The organism is Duganella phyllosphaerae, from assembly GCF_001758785.1.
In the GTDB taxonomy this organism is placed as follows: Bacteria; Pseudomonadota; Gammaproteobacteria; order Burkholderiales; family Burkholderiaceae_D; genus Rugamonas; species Rugamonas phyllosphaerae.
Window position 1 is genome coordinate 32821 of record NZ_LROM01000052.1, and the last position, 15421, is coordinate 48241.

Consider the following 15421-nt stretch of genomic DNA (forward strand, 5'->3'; position numbering starts at 1 on the left):
CGTCGCCTTCTACAAGTAACGGACCGGCGGCGCTTGCCCATTGCAAGCTGCGGTCCTTCGCGTTCACCAGGAAAGACCCTTGCACATATGACCATCACCTATAACGCACTGTCGGGCGCACTGGCAGCGCAAGCTGCCATTAACACGGTGAGCCAGAACATTGCCAACTCCAAGACGGCGGGCTATACGCGCCAGGGCGTGCTCTTACAGTCGAACGCGGCCAGCGGCGACAATTCACCTGGCAACGGTGTCATCGTGGGTTCGCTGCTGCGATTCTCAGATTCCTACAAATCGCAGCAGATGTGGCGGTCGAATTCGGAACTGGGCAAGCTTTCCCAGGTTCAGCCTTACCTGACTCAGCTGGAAAAGGTCATGAACGACCCCACCTCGAGCATCAGCTATGGTTTCGATAATTTCTTCAAATCGCTCAACGCGGCTGCCGTCGATCCCACCTCGACCCCGCTGCGCCAGCAAGTGATTACGTCTGCCGACTCGATGTCCAAGCAGATCAACAGCATTTACAACCTGACCTCGACCCAGATGGTCTCGTCGCAGCAGCAAAGTTCGACCATGCTGCCCGCGCTCAACGAATCACTGGCCAGCATCGCCGCCCTCAACGCCAAGATCAGCTCCGTCGGTGCGACCGGCACCAGCACGTCGGCGCTGATCGACCAGCGCGACCAGTTGATCGACAGCGTGGCGTCGCAAGTAAGCGTGGAAGTGGTGTACAGCGCCGACGGCAGCGCCAACCTGTCGCTCAAGACCGGCCAACCGCTCGTAGCCAGCGACATCTCCGCCAAGCTCGCGTATGAGGCGCCAGGTGGCGTACAGACGCTGACGCTGGCGTTTGCCAACACCAAGTTCAGGCTTGACGACACCAAAGTTGGCGGCAAGCTCGGCGGGCTGGCGGATTTCCGCGCCAATACCTTGAAGCCGCTGCAGGAGTCGATCGTCGACATCGCCAGCGCGTTCAGCACCAACTTCAATAACGTGCTCAAGGGCGGCAGCAAGAGCGATGGTACCGACGGTACCGCACTGTTCGTGCTCAATGCCAGCAGCACCACCAGCCTGCTCAGTATCGACCCGGGGTTTACCACCGCCGACCTGGCGTTTGCCGCGCACGGCGAACCGGCTGGCGACAATACCAACCTGCAAGCATTGATCGGTGTTCAGACCACGGCGATCAACGTGGGTTCGCTGGGATCGGTCCTGCTGAACGACGCCGATACCCAACTCGTCGGCAAATTGGCGATCCAGAGCCAGCAGAACCAGGCGCAAATGAAAACCGCCACCACCATCCGCCAGCAGGCCGAAGACGACTGGAAATCGACCAGTGCGGTGAACGTGGACGAGGAAGGCATCAACCTGATCGAATTCCAGAACATGTATCAGGCTAATATGAAGGTGATTTCGGTCGCGAACTCGTTGTTCGAAGCCACCTTGCAAATGTTTAATTAAGGGGAAGCACCATGCGTATCGCCACCAGTCAATACCAGGCAACCATGTTGCGCGGCCTCGAGGAAAACCAGAGCTGGGTCTCCCGTATCAACGAACAAATGGCATCGGGCAATCGCATCATGCTGCCGTCGGACGATCCGGTCGGCGCCGTGCAAATCTCGCGCATGACGCGCGAACAGGCGCTGATCGGCCAATACCGTGACAATATTGCAGCGGTGCGTATCCGCATGTCGTCCAACGAGTCTTACCTGTCGAGCATGACCGGCGAGATCACCCAGGTCAACGACCTGATGGTGCGTTCGGCTGACGGCAGCAATACCCCGGCCGACCTGAACGCCATGGTCACCAGCCTGACTTCGTTGCGCGACAGCCTGCTCTACACCGCCAATCAGAAAGATGCCGAAGGCCGCTACGTGTTTGCCGGCACCACGGTGCAAACCGCTCCGATCAAGCTCAATACCGTCACCGGCCAGTACGAGTACCTGGGCAACGAGAAGAAACAGGTCACCGTCGTGGGCAACGGCATCACCCAGAATACCAACGTCGATATCAAGGGCCTGGAGGACTTCCTCAACAAGCTCAGCGCCACCATTACCGTGCTGGCCAATCCAAACGTGCAACCAAACTCGACCTTAGTGCGCGATACGGTGGCTGCCACCATGGGCAGTGCCACCTCCACGCTGGAACTGGTGTCTGGTAAAATCGCCCAGCTCGGCGGCGCCCAAAACATTCTGAATACGCTGTACGATAACCACACCAACGTGGGCCTGTCGAACGATAACGCCCTGCTCAGCCTGAGCAAGCTCGATTACGCCAAGGCTGCCACCGACCTGGCAGGTTATTCGCTGGCCGTGGAGGCGTCGTACAAGGCCTACACCAAGGTCAGCGGCCTGTCGCTGTTTAACATCCTGTAATCACCGGCTACCATGCAAATCCCGTCACCATCGACTCCCCCCGTCATTGTCGCCGGCAATGGCGGCAATGCCAGCGCGGTCGACGGCACCGCCCTCGGGCTCAACGGCGAGAAAGCAGCCACTGCCACGCCGGTCAACCCCACGCCCACCGCTGCGGCACCGCTGCGGCGCGGCCTCAACAATTGGGACCAGCCGCTCCAGCGCGACATTTCCGGCGCCCAGCAGGCGCTCGATTTCCTCGAGCAGAGTGCTGGCCAGCTGCGCAGCCTGAAGGCCGACCTCAGCGCACGCCTGGCCAACCGCCAGCGCGCCGACGGCAACCTGGAAAGCAATGTGCGCCAGTTCGGCAACACCTGGCGCAGCCGGTCGGTGGCCTCGGGCGGTACACTGGACTCCCAGCTCAATTTCAGCAACGAGAACACCCGCACCCGCTTTACCGTGCGCGGCATGAACGTGGCCAATCTGCGCCAGGGCGGACGCGAGGTGCTGGCGCTGTCGCTGGGCGGCCAGAACCTGCGCTCGGTGGTGCTGGAACCGGGCATGAACGACCAGCAGATCGCCCTGCGCTTCGACGATGCGCTGGCGCCGGCCGGCGTGCGCGTCAAGCTGGCCGAAGATGGCCAACTGGAATTTTCGGCAGCGGAAAACGAGTTCGCGGCCATCCGCGACAGCCTGGCCGTGCAGGGCAACGGCCAGCGCTTTCCTGCCGGCCAGCTCAACCGCCTGCGCGCCGAGCCGGAAACCCCTGTCATCGAACCCGACACTTGGCAGACCAGCGACGCCGAAGGTTTGCGCGCGACCTTGCAGCAAGTGCTGCAAGCGCTGGCGCAGGTGGAAAAATCGATCGCCTCGGTGCGCTCGGCACTGGGCCAGGCCAATGCGCGCGTGAGCAGCACGGCGCCGAACATCTCCACCGAGGGCATGGAACTGGTGGCCGACAAGTTTGTCGATACCGCCCAGCAGCCCGGCTACCAGTCCTTGTTGTCGATCACGTCGGCGTTGTCGGGAATCAGCCGCGAACGGGTGGTATCGCTGTTGCGCCTGCGTTAGGAACCGATCATGGTTTTCAGGCCGCGCTGCGCCAGCGCGGTGAACTCGGGCGCAGCCATCGGCTGCGCATAGATATATCCTTGGGCAAAATCGCATCCCGCCAGTTCCAGCAAATGGCTTTGCGCCGCTGTTTCCACCCCTTCCGCCACCACCCGCAAGCCGAGCCGGTGCGCCATCAGGATCAGCGCCTCGCACATGGCCAGGTCGCCGCTGTCGCTGGCCAGGTGCTGGATGAAGCTGTGGTCGAGCTTGAGCAAGTCGATGCCGAAATGCTTGAGGTGCGCCAGCGACGAATAACCGGTGCCAAAGTTGTCGAGCGCCACCTGCACGCCCATCTCGCGCAACTCGCGCAAGCGGTCCGCCACCTGCGTGTTCTTGTCCAGCAACACCCGCTCGGTAATTTCGAGCACCAGGCTGCGCGGCGCCAGCCCCAGTTCGGCCGCGTAGCGCAGCCAGCCCGCGTACAGCGCCGCGTCGCCGCGAAACTGCGCCGACGACTGGTTGATGCCGACCTGGAAGCCGGCGCCGATCTCGTCCTGCCACAGTCGCGCCTGGCGCGCAGCCTGGCGGAACACCCAGTCGCCGATCTCCATCATCAGGCCACCCGATTCGGCAAACGGTAAAAAGTCGCCCGGCGCCAGCAGTCCGCGCTGCGGATGGCGCCAGCGCAGCAACGCTTCGGCGCGCTGGACGCCGCCGGTGCGCAGGTTGACGATCGGCTGGTAATGCAGTTCCAGCTCGCCGTGGGCCAGCGCAGCGCGCAAATCGAGCGTGACCTGCTGGCGCGCCTGCGCCGCCTGCTGCAGGTCGGCCGTGAAATAACTGTAGCGGCAACGCCGGCTTTGCTTGGCCGCGTACATGGCCTGGTCGGCATTGCGCACCAGGTCCTCGGGCGAGACCGCGTCGGCCGGGAATACCGAGATGCCGATGCTGGCCGAAACCGCCGGATTGGCCGCCCCCAGCGCAAACGGCGCCTGCAAACGGGTGACGATGGCCTGGGCAATGCGCTCGACGCCGTTCATGCTCTCGAGCGCGGTGAGGATGACGGTAAACTCGTCACCGCCCAGCCGCGCCACGGTGTCGGTGCCGCGCACGCAGGCGGCGATGCGGCGCGCCGCCTCGACCAGCAGCGCGTCGCCCTGGTCATGGCCGAGCGTGTCGTTGACCTGCTTGAAGCCGTCGAGATCGATGAACAGCAGCGCCAGCAAGGTGCCTTCGCGGCGCGCCTTTTTCACCTCTTGCCCCAGCCGGTCCTGGAACATGTGGCGGTTGGGCAGCGCCGTCAGGGTATCGAAATTGGCCTGCTGCCAGATCAGCTCGGCGGAGGCGCGGCTGTCGGTGATGTCGGACACCAGCGCCAGTGCGCCCAGGTAGGCGCCAGTGGCATCGAATATCGGGTTGGTGGCCAGCGTGACCCACAGCTCGCCGCCGTCGCGGCGCAGGAACTTGAATTCGTGGCGCTCGGCCTCGGCCCCCCGGCGCTGGCGGCTGGCAATATTGCGCTCGAGGATGGCGCGGCCTTCATCGTCCATGAAGGCGACCAGCGGCTGGTCGAGCATGTCTTCGATGGCATAGCCGAGCATGTGCGCCATCTTGGGGTTGACGAAGCTGGTGCGGGCGTTGGCATCGATTTCCCAGATGCCCTCCTCGGCGCAATGAACGATGCGGCGCAAGCGCTCCTCGCTGCGCTCGAGCGCGGCCAGCTTGCCTTCGGCCGGTTCCAGCTGCACCCGCAGCGCCTGGCCGCTGCGCTCGGCGCAGGCGCGCAGCGTGATCGCCACGCCCTGCTGGTGAACGTTGGCGCCGCGCGCCAGTTGCAGGTCGCAGCGCTGCGGCGCGGCGTGATTGAAGGCGGCGCGCACAAAGCGGTCGAAGTCGTCAAGAAAGCGCGGCGCGACGAAATGGCGCAGCGCCAGGCGCTCGGGATTGCTGCGCGGCACGCCCAACAGCTCGGCGCCGCTCACGTTCATTTGCAGGATGGTGGTGTCCAGGCCCAGCACACAATAGCCGACCGGGGCCAGCAGGTACAACTCGTCGAAGAACGACTGTTCGGCGTCGGCGTCGGCCTGGGCAGTGTGGGCCAAGGAGCCGGCCGCAGGCGGCTGCGGCAATACGGCAAAACCAGGTAACAGGCCGGCTTGCTCGCCGGACATCAACGGCGCACGCCGCTGATCGATGGTGACTTTCTGCATACTCTCCCTTTGCCATGCTTCCAGGAACGACTTGGAACTAGCCTAGCATTGTCATTAAGGGATGTCGAGAAAACATCAATTGTTCGTTACAGTCACGCTGCAACCGTTGTCAGCGCGCCATTACCAGGCCGCGCCCATGCGGCGCCGGCCGAAGTTGTGACCGACGACCAGGATCGAACTGGCGATCAGGCTGGACAGGCCGATCATCAACTGGATCAGCTTGTCGTCGGGCAGCACCCAGATCGAGCCGGGCGGCGCGTCGGCCACGTTGGCGGCAGCCATGATCAGCGGCGCTACCCATTCGGCTTCGGGCGTGACATCGAGGATCAGGGCGCCGTCCTGGGTGGTGTGCAAATAGATTTCGCCGCCGGCGTCGAGCGTGAAGCACACGCCGTAGCCGGTTTCGTGCGGGGCGATGTGTTCCTGCAGACTCAGGTTATGTTCGGCGATCCACAATTCGACGTCGGCCGGGGTTTCCAGGCCGCTCCACGGCACCGGCCGAAAGCGCGGGCGCTCGCTGCTGTTTTGCTGATTTTGATGGTCTTGCTGGTCTTGCTTGTTCAATCTGAACTTCCTGTGCGGTCACCAAGGCGCCAGTGTACCCGATCGACGGCGCCGCCGTCAGCCCTTCCAGGTGCGATTGAGGCCGGTGTCGGCGTGGATCCAGCCGCCGCGCGGGCCGCCGCGGTAGTAGAAACCAACACCGCCCTGGCGGAAGCTTTTCACCAGGCCGCCGAGCACTTCCTCGTTGAGGTTGACGATGCGGATGTCGGCAGCGCGGCCCACCATGTGCAGCGACTGGCGCGCGGCAGGTACGCCCGCTTCGCGCAATTTCTGGTTCGACGCCGGGGTGCGGTAGCCGGACAGGATTTCCAGCGGCGTGTCGATGCCGAAGCGGCGCACGAACGCTTGCGCACCCCACAGGGTTTCTAACAGCTTGGGGTCGATCTTGGCGGTTTCCTTGCCGTTGACGTCGCGCAGCAGGTGGCACAGGTCCTGGTAGGCGGAGTCGATCACTTCGCCGTCGCGCCAGTACAGCAGCTTGGCGCGCTCGTTGCTGGCCGGGCGATAGACCTCGATGGTGCGCGGGCGCAGCCAGAATTCCAGGTCCAGCGCCTGGGCGTCGAAAATGTCGGGCGGCGGCGCCAGCTCGCTGCTTTTGCCCGAGGGCGCCGACTGCTGCGATGCGTGCGGCATGGCCGACGCGGTCTTCGAATCGGTGATGATCGCCGGACCGGTTGGACGCGTTACCGCTTTGGGCGGTTTGGCGGCGGCGGTGGTGGTCTGGCGCGGGCTGCTGGTGCCGCAGCCGATCAATGGCAGCGCCAGCACGCTCGCTGCCGTCATTCCGAAACCCTGCTGTAAAAAATCTCTGCGCGAAGCCATGGTACATCCGTGATAAGTGATAGGGGCACTATAACTGATGCAGGGGGAAATAAAAAAGCGCGCACGGATCGATTTACTGCCTCGGAGACCGGAATCGACAAGTCTTAAGCGAGAATTAAGGCAATGCTAAGTCTCCTGCAAGGTTCGGGCGTCTGGTGAAGTCACCCGCTAGCCAACGCCATCAGAACCGTCATCCTCGCGAACGCGGGGATCCATGCTGAGCCCACGCGCCGTTGGCTTGCTGCGAAGCGGTCACTGATCAACGCTTCTATGGATCCCCGCCTTCGCGGGGATGACGGATTGGCGGTCCCTGGATGTGGTGGCTGCTTCGCCCGGCGCGGATTGGCGGCCCAGGCTGCGGCGGACTGTGGTGCTGCTTCGCACGGCGCGGATTGACGGTCCCTGGCTGCGGCGGCCTGCGGTGGCGGCTTAGCACCGTGCGGATTGGCGGTCCCTGGCTGCGGCGGCCTGCGGTGGCGGCTTAGTACCGTGCGGATTGACGGTCCCTGGCTGCGGCGGCCTGCGGTGGGGGCTTCGCACCGTGCGGATTGGCGATCCGAGGCTGCGGCGGCTTGCGATGGCAGCTGCGCACCGTGCAGGTTGGCGGTCTCAGGCTCAGGCTGCGGCGGCTTGCGGTTGCGGTGCCGCGCCGGCCAGGGTTGCGCTCGGTTCGTCGAGCAGATAGCCCTGGCCCAGCAGCGGCGCCCCGGCCGCTGCGCCCAGTTCGCGCAGGGTTTGCAGCGCCTGGTCGCTCTCGATGCGCTTGAACACCACGGCCACCCCGGCCTCTTGCGTGCGGCGCAACAGCGCCAGCAGCCCGTCGGTATAGTGCAGCACCCGGGTATCGAACTTGAATACGTCTGGCCGCAAGCGGTCGAGGATGCCGATGGCGTCCTGCGCGCTGTCGACGTTGACGGCAAAGCGGAAGCCGTTGCGGCGGTAGTTGTCGGAAACATAGTTGAGCAGCCAGCCCTGCTGCGGCGTGGCGACCGGCAATTGCAGCACCACGCGCGCCAGCGGCAACTCGAGCGCATCGAGTATGCGGCGGAAGGCGTGGCCGTGGTTGCTGCTCACCGCGCTGAGCAGCCGGTCATGCACATTCAGGTACAGGTCGGCCGCCGCATTGGGCGCACTGTCGGCCTGGCGGAAGAAATTGATCGAATGGAGCATGCGGCACAGGCGGTCGAGTTCGATCGACTCATTGTCGCTGGCCGCGTGGTCGAGCAGCTTCCACAGGGACAAGCCGCGGTCCTGGGCCGAGACGCTGCGCGCCAGCCCCTCGTAAGCGGCAACCGCGCCGCTGTCCAGCGCCCGGATCGGCTGGAAGGCGCTACTCATGGTGCAATTGAAAAACCGGCCCTGCGCCCTGCCCTCGTGATCGAGCCAGATGCTCGAGGTCTCGCCGGCGGCGCCGGCAGCGCAGGTGGCGCCGGAGAGGCGCGTCAGGTATTTTTGCAAGATAGGGAATGACATGGAAATCCTCGGCAACGACACAATACCGACAGCGTAGGCGTGCGCCCGGCAAAGCTGAACGAATGCTTTCAGCTATGGATATGCCAAAACATTCCTTTCAGCCCAACAGTGCGCCCGCTATCGTTGTTCATCTCATTGATTTTGGTATGCCATGTGTCAGCTCCTAGCCATGAACAGCAGCAAACCGGCAGCGGTCGATTTTTCGTTCGCAGGCTTCGCCGAGCGCGGCGGCCGTACCGGCGAACATCGGGACGGCTGGGGCGTGGCCATCCACACCGCCGACGGCTGCCGGCTGGTGACCGATCACCTGGCTTCGATCGACTCGCCGCTGGCATTGCAATTTCGCCAGCAGCCGGTCAAGGCCAGGAACGTGGTGGCGCACATCCGCAAGGCCACCCAGGGCCGCATCGCGCTGGAAAACAGCCACCCGTTTACGCGCCAGCTGTGGGGCCGCACCTGGTCGTTCGCCCATAACGGCAACCTGGTGAATTTCGATCCGAACCCCAGCCTGTATTCGCCGCTGGGCGACACCGACAGCGAACGCGCTTTTTGCCACCTGCTGTCGGGCCTGGCGCTGCGCTTCGGGCAGCAGCCGCCGCGCCACGTGCTCTACGCCGCGCTGACCATGCTGGCCGGCGAAATCGCCGCGCACGGCACCTTCAATTTCATCCTGTCGAACGGCGAACTGCTGTTCGCCCATTGCAGCACCGACCTGCACTACGTGGTGCGCGAATACCCGTTTTCGGTGGCCAAACTCATCGATTGCGACCTGGCCATCGATTTCTCCCAGCACAACCATCTCGACGACCGCATCGCCGTCATCGCCACCCAGCCGCTGACCTCCAACGAAAGCTGGATCAAGCTGCAAGCGGGGGAACTGGCGCTGTTCGTGGGAGGCGAGGCGGTGGGTGCGGCGCCGGTGCGGTGCCGGCGCCAGGAGCTGGCGTTCAGTTACTAAAAATTTATTAGTCGGAATTGCAGTTGCAGAAGCGTTTGCGCTTGGTCGCATCCGCGCCGGCATCGCCGGACGTATCGAGTTGTTTCCAGAAGAACACCGTTTCCACGCCATACGGCGAGCGGACCTTGCCGGCGTCGGTGTAACCACGGCTGGCAAAGAAGCCCTGGCCGGTGGCCGTGCTATGCAGCTGCAATGCTTTCATGCCCCAGCACAGCACCTGCTCTTCCACCCGCGCCAGCATGGCCTTGCCGAGGCCCCGCCGGCGGGCTTCGGGCAGCACGTAGCACAACGCCAGTTTGCCGGCGCCGGTCAGCAGCGCAACGCCGGCGACGACGCCGTCCTGTTCAGCCACCACGCAGAAATTGGTGGACGAGACAAACCAGCTCTCGACCATTTGCGGTGTTTTATTGCCGAGCCAGGCGTCGAGGATGGCGCGATCATTTTTATGATCCAATTCACAGCATTCCGCGATGGAGCGGCGCAACACATTGCACGCCGCTTCCGCGTCTGCCGCCACCGCCACGCGGACCTGGGGGCTATGTATTTCAAGACTCATGTATGCTCACAAAACATTCCAATAGCAAAAGAAGCGTTGACGGCTTCTCCGTGCTTGAGCGCGACTATACACCAAGCGGCAGATTGAGGTTTGCGCGCACCTCGGCGGGGTTTCTAAGCATATTACGAAATATTCCTTTCTTTTCTGTATGAAGTTTTACACCATGACGGTGTTCCTTATTACCAAATCTCATTAAGAAAGCCATTATGACCACTCAGAATACGACCCGCCGTTTCTTTATCACTTCATTACTGGCCACGTCGGCGCTGGTCCTCGGCTTGCCGCTGCAGGCCAGCGCCGCCACGCCGGTATTGCTGAACGCGTCGTATGACGTGGCGCGCGAGCTGTTCAAGGAGATCAATCCCGCTTTCGTGACCGAGTACAAGAAAAGCACCGGCGAAACCGTGAACATCAACCAGTCGCACGGCGGTTCGTCCAAGCAGGCCCGCTCGGTGGCAGACGGCATGGAAGCGGCCGTGGTCACCATGAACCAGGCCAACGACATCGACCTGCTGGTCGATCGCGGCGTGGTGGCGCCCGGCTGGAACAAGAAATTCCCGAACAATGCCGCGCCGTTCTACTCGACCATGGTGTACCTGGTGCGCAAGGGCAATCCACAAGGCATCAAGGACTGGAACGACCTGGCCAAGCCCGGCGTGAAAGTGATCGTGCCCAACCCTAAAACCTCGGGCAACGGCCGCTACACCTACCTGGCCGCCTGGGGCTCGGTGGTCAAGAACAAGGGAACCGAAGCGCAGGCGCGCGAACTGGTGACCCGCATCTTCAAGAACGTCCCGGTGCTCGACGGTGGCGGCCGTGGCGCCACGACCACCTTCACCCAGCGCGGCATTGGCGATGTGCTGGTGACGTTTGAAAACGAAGTGAACCTGGTGCGCGCCGAGTTCGGCAGCAACTTCGACGTGGTATACCCATCGTCGTCGATCCTGGCCGAATCGCCGGTGGCCGTGGTCGACAAGGTGGTGGACAAGAAAGGCTACCGCAAGGAAGCGACCGCCTACTTGAACTTCCTGTACTCGCCCCAGGGCCAGGACATCATCGCCAAGCATTACTTCCGTCCGCGCTCGGAAGCGGCGTTCAAGAAGTACAACGCCAATTTCCGCCAGATCAGCCTGTTTACCATCGATGACGTGTTCGGCGGCTGGAAAGCGGCGCAGAAGAAACACTTCGACGACGGCGGCGAGTTCGACAAGATCTACCAGACCAAATAACGATAGTCGGAACCATTCGTTCACGAAAGCGGCCGTCGAGCTTACTCTGGGTGTGTAGACCTCCACCACACAAAGGAAACGCGATGGCCATTTCTGAAATTAATGTACGTAACCAGTTCCGCGGCAAGATCAAGGAAATCATCTTCGGACCGGTGGTCTCGGAAGTGGACGTGGAAACCCAGCACGGCATCGTCACCTCGGTGATCACCTCGCGGTCGATCCATGACCTCGACCTCAAGGTGGGCAGCGAAGTGATCGCGCTGGTGAAATCGACGGAAGTGTCGATTGCCAAGATCAGCAACTAACTTTTTTTGCCCCATCGAAAGCCTCGCGCCGCGTGCCCGGGGCTTTTTTGAATCCGCGAGTTACGCACGATAGACGAGAAACCACTTTAATGTTATCGTCTATCCTCAGTGTTGCCGCATAGCCAGTGGTGTTCTGCCGCCTGGCGATGTGCTGCGTCGTCCCACGACGCCTCTGTTCCACCCTACACCCCATACCGATACTACCGAACATGCTCAAGAAAATTGTTGCTGTCTTGCTGAGTACGTTTACTGCCGCCGCCCTGGCAGTGCCGCTCGGTTCACAGTCAGTGCTGGTTGTCGAAGACGACACCGGCAAAGTCATTCTCGAAAAGAATGCCGACGTACAAGTACCCATTGCCTCCCTGACCAAGCTGATGACCGCCATGGTTGTGCTCGATTCCAAGCCGGACATGAAGGAAGCGATCGAAATCGACCGCACCGACGTGGACATGCTCAAGCACAGCACCTCGCGGGTGCCGGTCGGCGCCGCCATCTCGCGTGCCGACGTGCTGCAACTGGCGCTGATGTCTTCCGACAACCGCGCTGCCGCCTCGCTGGCCCGCACTTATCCTGGTGGCATGGAGGGCTTCCGCCGCGCCGTCAACGCCAAGATCCGCCTGCTCGGCATGCACAATACCGTGATCGAGGAGCCTACCGGCCTGTCGCCGCACAACCGCTCCACCGCGACCGACCTGGTCAAGATGGCGCATGCTGCCTCGCTGTACCCGGAAATTACCCGCATTACCACCGACAAGAAGGACCTGATCCACATCAAGGGCCGCGACGTCGAGTACCACAACACCAACCGCCTGGTCGGCGCCAAGGGCTGGGATGTCGGTTTGTCCAAGACCGGCTACACCGAAGAAGCGGGCCGTTGCCTGATCATGCGTTTCAAGAGCGGCGGCAAGAACAACACCCTGGTGCTGCTCAACGCCAAGGCCAACTCGGCGCGCCTGACCGACGCGGTCAATATTCGCCGCCTGATCGTGGGACCGGAAGCGCGTTCGCTCGAGCGTCCGCGCATGCTGAAGGCGTCGGCCAAGGTCAAGGCCGAGAAGCCGCGCGTGGTCAAGGCCTCGGCCAAGGCCAAGCCGGTGCGCAAGGCCAGGATCGTCAAGACCTCGGTAAAAGCCAAGAAGCAGGCGGCAGCGGTAAAAGCGTCGAAACGGACCAGTCGAGAGATGTAGGACAAAACGACATCGGCCCGGTTCTGGTGTCCAACGTCTCGTGCTGACGGCCCGTTCGATTGTTCGAACGGGCCGTTTTGCCTGGAGCAGATCTGCACACCGACAATTGATCGTTCAGAAACCCTTGCTCAACATTAGCCAGGCATGCGCTGAAGACTGCTTGCCCAGCAGGGCAGGCACTGCCCCGAGCCGGGTTGCCACTGAAGCGCTGGCACGCCACTGATCGGGGCCGATCCAGTTCATTCCGACGCCGGCGCCCGACATCGAGCCACTGTTTTGATTGCCGCTCCAAGGCTGACGGTTGATTTTGACATGCGCATTGTCAATAAAGGCCTGCGCCTGCCATGTCCCAAGCCACAGCCGTCCCAGTTCATGGCGCAATTCCATACTGGCGGCATAGCCGGTGTCACCGGAGAGCGCACCGATGTCATAAGCACGGACCGTATAGGGACCGCCGGCGGCCATCTTCTCGGCAGAATCAAGATTGCGGTCGGACCACTGGCCCGTCAAACTGAAATACAGCGCAGTGCGCGGGGTCAATCCCTGCAGGCGGACAAGATTAATATTCCACTTCGAGAAGGCGCCGGTTGCACGCGCGGTAACTGCATCGGACGCCGCAGCGCCGGCGTCGTCAAAGCTGTGGCGTCCGCGCGTCCAGCTCAGCGACGCGGTGCTCATGGCGCCGCCCAACAGGCTGTCGCGCTGATCGCCGTTGACGCTCACGACCCAGTTTCGGAGATGGCGGTCGGTACGGAGTGCTCCAACATCGACACGATCGCGCAACTTCTTGGCTTCATACTGCAGTTGAGCGTACAGGTTATATTCCGCGGTACGAATAAACGGATGTTTTGCCCAGACGCTGCCAACCGATGCCGTGCCATGAGCATCGAGTGTACGGGCTGCGCCGCCGAGCTTATAACGCAATGCCGAGAAAGCAGTGCCTATTCTGCTACCCTGGCCGTTGAGCAGCGTGTCATATGCGGCTCGAAAATAGCTCATGCCGTCGCCGGTGGTGGTGAGATTGGCGCTCAGAATATCACCAGCGTGAAGCGGATTGACGAGATTGAAGTTGCCGCTCAGGCGGGTACGGCCGATGTAGGGGTTGCCATAATTGTCGAGCGAAAAATTGGCCGGCGCCGACTGAATGTGACGCGCCTCGACGTCGAGGTCGGAGGTGCCAACGGCCGTTCCCGGCTTTAGCACCGCATTGACGGCCACGCCTGGCACATCCGACAACAGCAGCAAAGTGCGATTGAGCTCGTCATCGGCAATCAAGTCCCCGCGGCCGAGGGATGCGAGAACCGCGCCAAGAACAGCATCGTTGACTTCAGTGCGGTTGTTGAGCCGGATGCTGCCGTAGTGTGCCTCGACAACCTGTATGACAACCACACCGCCGGTGATCGACTGTGCGGGAATGATAGCGCGGGTCACCTGAAATCCACGAGCTTGATAAAACGCCGTAATACGCCCGGCCAGTTCTTCGAGTTGCGCCAGCGTCAGGCTTTTGCCTTCCTGATCGGCAACCAGGGCATGCAGCGTTTCCGTCGAAAAAGCAGTATTGCCTACGATACGCAATTTATTCACCTGTATTGGCTGCGACGGCGGCACACCAATTTCATTTTTTGGCTTGACCTCGAGGGTCGGCGCCGGCGGCTGCGCAGGCACAGGAATGGAAGGCTGCAGTTGTTGCAGTATCGACCCGGCATTGGTCGGCACTTGCTGACCGAGTGCATTGGCGTCTAGCGACGCAAGCAACAGCGCCGCGAACAAGGGTTTCATCATGAGAGTCTGTTTGGGAACTGGATTCATATCTGCTTCATTCCTTGCTGCTGGTAGCTACGAGGGGCAACCGCATGCCGCCATTTTGAATTTTAAGCGTCGGCACGGGCGGGCCGAATGCAGTAACCGTATTGATTAACGGCAGGCCCGAGGAGTCCTGTTCGTTCGCATCGTCCCCGTTGCTGGTGCTGCCGGTGTTTCCGGTACTGCCGTTGTCAGCCAGTTGCTGTACCACCAGTGTCGACGACAGGCTCAATACTTGCGGCTGCGCCGACGCCTGGGGCGGCAGCAACGAAGTTTGCACTTGCGTTACCGTATTTTGAACCTGCTGCGGCAGCACGTCAGGCACAGCTACCGGTCCGCCTGTGATATTGGCAAATGCCTGCGATTGTTCGGTAACAACGTAGTTTCCAATATCGGCGCCGCCAAATGTGCTGCTCAAATTGACCGTCTTGCCGAGACCAGGGGCTGCGCTGGAGAACTGGCCGCTTGACACCATCGTGATGTCATCGGTACCAAACCTGCCTGCCAGCGTAGCACCGGCGGTGCTGACGGAGGCCGCAGTGGTGCCATCAAAAGTTTTATTAGCTGCAGTGATGCCACTGACCGTGATTACCGCGCGCGATATGTTCGCTGTCAGGCCGGTCGGTTGGGTGACCACGTAGTTGCCGGCATCGGCGCCGGACAAGGTATAGCCAGTCACTGTCACCGCCTTGCCGGCGCCGGCGTCCTTGCTGGCAAAGCTGCCCACGGCGGTACCGGTCACCGACACGCTGTCGCTGCCCAGTGCGGCCACGGCAGCAGTGCCGCTCAGGGTCGCGGCGGTGGTGGCGTCATAGGTTTTATCCAGCGCTGCAATGCCAGAGACCGCCAGGTTGGCCTTGTTGATGGTTGCGCTCAGGCCGGTCGGTTGCAGCACCACGTAGTTGCCGGC

At 62.2% G+C, this 15421-nt stretch carries 13 protein-coding genes and 1 pseudogene; 7 read left to right on the forward strand and 7 right to left on the reverse strand.

Annotated features, from left to right (window positions below; translation table 11 throughout):
• Positions 1 to 87: 87 nt before the first annotated feature.
• The 3 genes from flgK to DUPY_RS04760 are packed head-to-tail and all read left to right on the forward strand — an operon-like array spanning position 88 to position 3422.
• Positions 88 to 1458, forward strand: a complete 1371-nt coding sequence (gene flgK / locus DUPY_RS04750; protein WP_070246689.1) for a flagellar hook-associated protein FlgK — start codon at positions 88 to 90, stop codon at positions 1456 to 1458.
• Positions 1459 to 1469: 11 nt separating this feature from the next.
• A complete protein-coding gene (flgL, locus tag DUPY_RS04755) occupies positions 1470 to 2372 on the forward strand; it encodes a flagellar hook-associated protein FlgL (RefSeq protein ID WP_070246690.1) in 903 nt (300 codons plus the stop codon).
• Between the two features lie 12 nt (positions 2373 to 2384).
• Entirely contained in the window at positions 2385 to 3422 is a 1038-nt protein-coding gene (locus tag DUPY_RS04760; RefSeq protein ID WP_070246691.1) for a hypothetical protein, read from the forward strand.
• Here the strand turns inward: DUPY_RS04760 and DUPY_RS04765 are convergent.
• The 4 genes and pseudogenes from DUPY_RS04765 to DUPY_RS04780 form a co-directional block, all read right to left on the reverse strand.
• Positions 3422 to 5614 (reverse strand): annotated as a pseudogene (locus tag DUPY_RS04765) (putative bifunctional diguanylate cyclase/phosphodiesterase); the annotation flags it as partial. The gene DUPY_RS04760 and the pseudogene DUPY_RS04765 sit on opposite strands and share 1 nt — an antisense overlap.
• Before the next feature lie 120 nt (positions 5615 to 5734).
• Positions 5735 to 6178 carry a hypothetical protein gene (locus DUPY_RS04770; RefSeq protein WP_070246693.1) on the reverse strand — a complete coding sequence of 148 codons (444 nt, stop codon included), beginning with the start codon at positions 6176 to 6178 and terminating at the stop codon, positions 5735 to 5737.
• 57 nt (positions 6179 to 6235) lie between these two features.
• Positions 6236 to 6961, reverse strand: a complete 726-nt coding sequence (locus DUPY_RS04775; protein WP_229255240.1) for a YcbK family protein — start codon at positions 6959 to 6961, stop codon at positions 6236 to 6238.
• A gap of 654 nt (positions 6962 to 7615) precedes the next feature.
• A complete protein-coding gene (locus DUPY_RS04780; RefSeq protein WP_070246694.1) occupies positions 7616 to 8473 on the reverse strand; it encodes an EAL domain-containing protein in 858 nt (285 codons plus the stop codon).
• Between the two features lie 151 nt (positions 8474 to 8624).
• Here DUPY_RS04780 and DUPY_RS04785 point away from each other — a divergent pair, with 151 nt between their 5' ends.
• Positions 8625 to 9431: a class II glutamine amidotransferase gene (locus DUPY_RS04785; RefSeq protein ID WP_071651584.1), complete on the forward strand. Its 807-nt coding sequence runs from the start codon at positions 8625 to 8627 to the stop codon at positions 9429 to 9431.
• Positions 9432 to 9438: 7 nt separating this feature from the next.
• Here the strand turns inward: DUPY_RS04785 and DUPY_RS04790 are convergent, their stop codons facing one another.
• Entirely contained in the window at positions 9439 to 9987 is a 549-nt protein-coding gene (locus tag DUPY_RS04790) for a GNAT family N-acetyltransferase (protein ID WP_070246696.1), read from the reverse strand.
• A 206-nt stretch (positions 9988 to 10193) separates the two neighbouring features.
• Between DUPY_RS04790 and DUPY_RS04795 the strand changes: the two genes are divergently transcribed.
• The 3 genes from DUPY_RS04795 to DUPY_RS04805 all read left to right on the forward strand — a co-directional run bounded on the left by DUPY_RS04795 (position 10194) and on the right by DUPY_RS04805 (position 12708).
• Positions 10194 to 11216, forward strand: coding sequence for a sulfate ABC transporter substrate-binding protein (locus tag DUPY_RS04795; protein ID WP_070246697.1), 1023 nt, complete (start codon positions 10194 to 10196; stop codon positions 11214 to 11216).
• Between the two features lie 83 nt (positions 11217 to 11299).
• The gene (locus DUPY_RS04800) at positions 11300 to 11521 is read left to right on the forward strand and encodes a TOBE domain-containing protein (protein WP_070246698.1); all 222 of its coding nucleotides are present in this window, start codon (positions 11300 to 11302) and stop codon (positions 11519 to 11521) included.
• A 209-nt stretch (positions 11522 to 11730) separates the two neighbouring features.
• Positions 11731 to 12708 carry a serine hydrolase gene (locus DUPY_RS04805; protein WP_070246699.1) on the forward strand — a complete coding sequence of 326 codons (978 nt, stop codon included), beginning with the start codon at positions 11731 to 11733 and terminating at the stop codon, positions 12706 to 12708.
• Between the two features lie 114 nt (positions 12709 to 12822).
• Here the strand turns inward: DUPY_RS04805 and DUPY_RS04810 are convergent, their stop codons facing one another.
• Together DUPY_RS04810 and DUPY_RS28310 are read right to left on the reverse strand one after the other, a co-directional pair.
• Entirely contained in the window at positions 12823 to 14490 is a 1668-nt protein-coding gene (locus DUPY_RS04810) for a ShlB/FhaC/HecB family hemolysin secretion/activation protein (protein WP_229255241.1), read from the reverse strand.
• A gap of 34 nt (positions 14491 to 14524) precedes the next feature.
• Positions 14525 to 15421: YDG domain-containing protein (locus DUPY_RS28310; RefSeq protein WP_229255242.1), on the reverse strand; the 897-nt coding region annotated here is incomplete at its 5' end.

Bases quoted from the DNA above. Each gene is read 5' to 3' on its own strand.
- flgK (WP_070246689.1), top strand. From the start codon at position 88: ATGACCATCACCTATAACGCACTGTCGGGCGCACTGGCAGCGCAAGCT.
- flgL (WP_070246690.1), top strand. From the start codon at position 1,470: ATGCGTATCGCCACCAGTCAATACCAGGCAACCATGTTGCGCGGCCTC.
- DUPY_RS04760 (WP_070246691.1), top strand. From the start codon at position 2,385: ATGCAAATCCCGTCACCATCGACTCCCCCCGTCATTGTCGCCGGCAAT.
- DUPY_RS04775 (WP_229255240.1), bottom strand. From the start codon at position 6,961: ATGACGGCAGCGAGCGTGCTGGCGCTGCCATTGATCGGCTGCGGCACC.
- DUPY_RS04780 (WP_070246694.1), bottom strand. From the start codon at position 8,473: ATGTCATTCCCTATCTTGCAAAAATACCTGACGCGCCTCTCCGGCGCC.
- DUPY_RS04785 (WP_071651584.1), top strand. From the start codon at position 8,625: ATGTGTCAGCTCCTAGCCATGAACAGCAGCAAACCGGCAGCGGTCGAT.
- DUPY_RS04790 (WP_070246696.1), bottom strand. From the start codon at position 9,987: ATGAGTCTTGAAATACATAGCCCCCAGGTCCGCGTGGCGGTGGCGGCA.
- DUPY_RS04795 (WP_070246697.1), top strand. From the start codon at position 10,194: ATGACCACTCAGAATACGACCCGCCGTTTCTTTATCACTTCATTACTG.
- DUPY_RS04800 (WP_070246698.1), top strand. From the start codon at position 11,300: ATGGCCATTTCTGAAATTAATGTACGTAACCAGTTCCGCGGCAAGATC.
- DUPY_RS04805 (WP_070246699.1), top strand. From the start codon at position 11,731: ATGCTCAAGAAAATTGTTGCTGTCTTGCTGAGTACGTTTACTGCCGCC.
- DUPY_RS04810 (WP_229255241.1), bottom strand. From the start codon at position 14,490: ATGATGAAACCCTTGTTCGCGGCGCTGTTGCTTGCGTCGCTAGACGCC.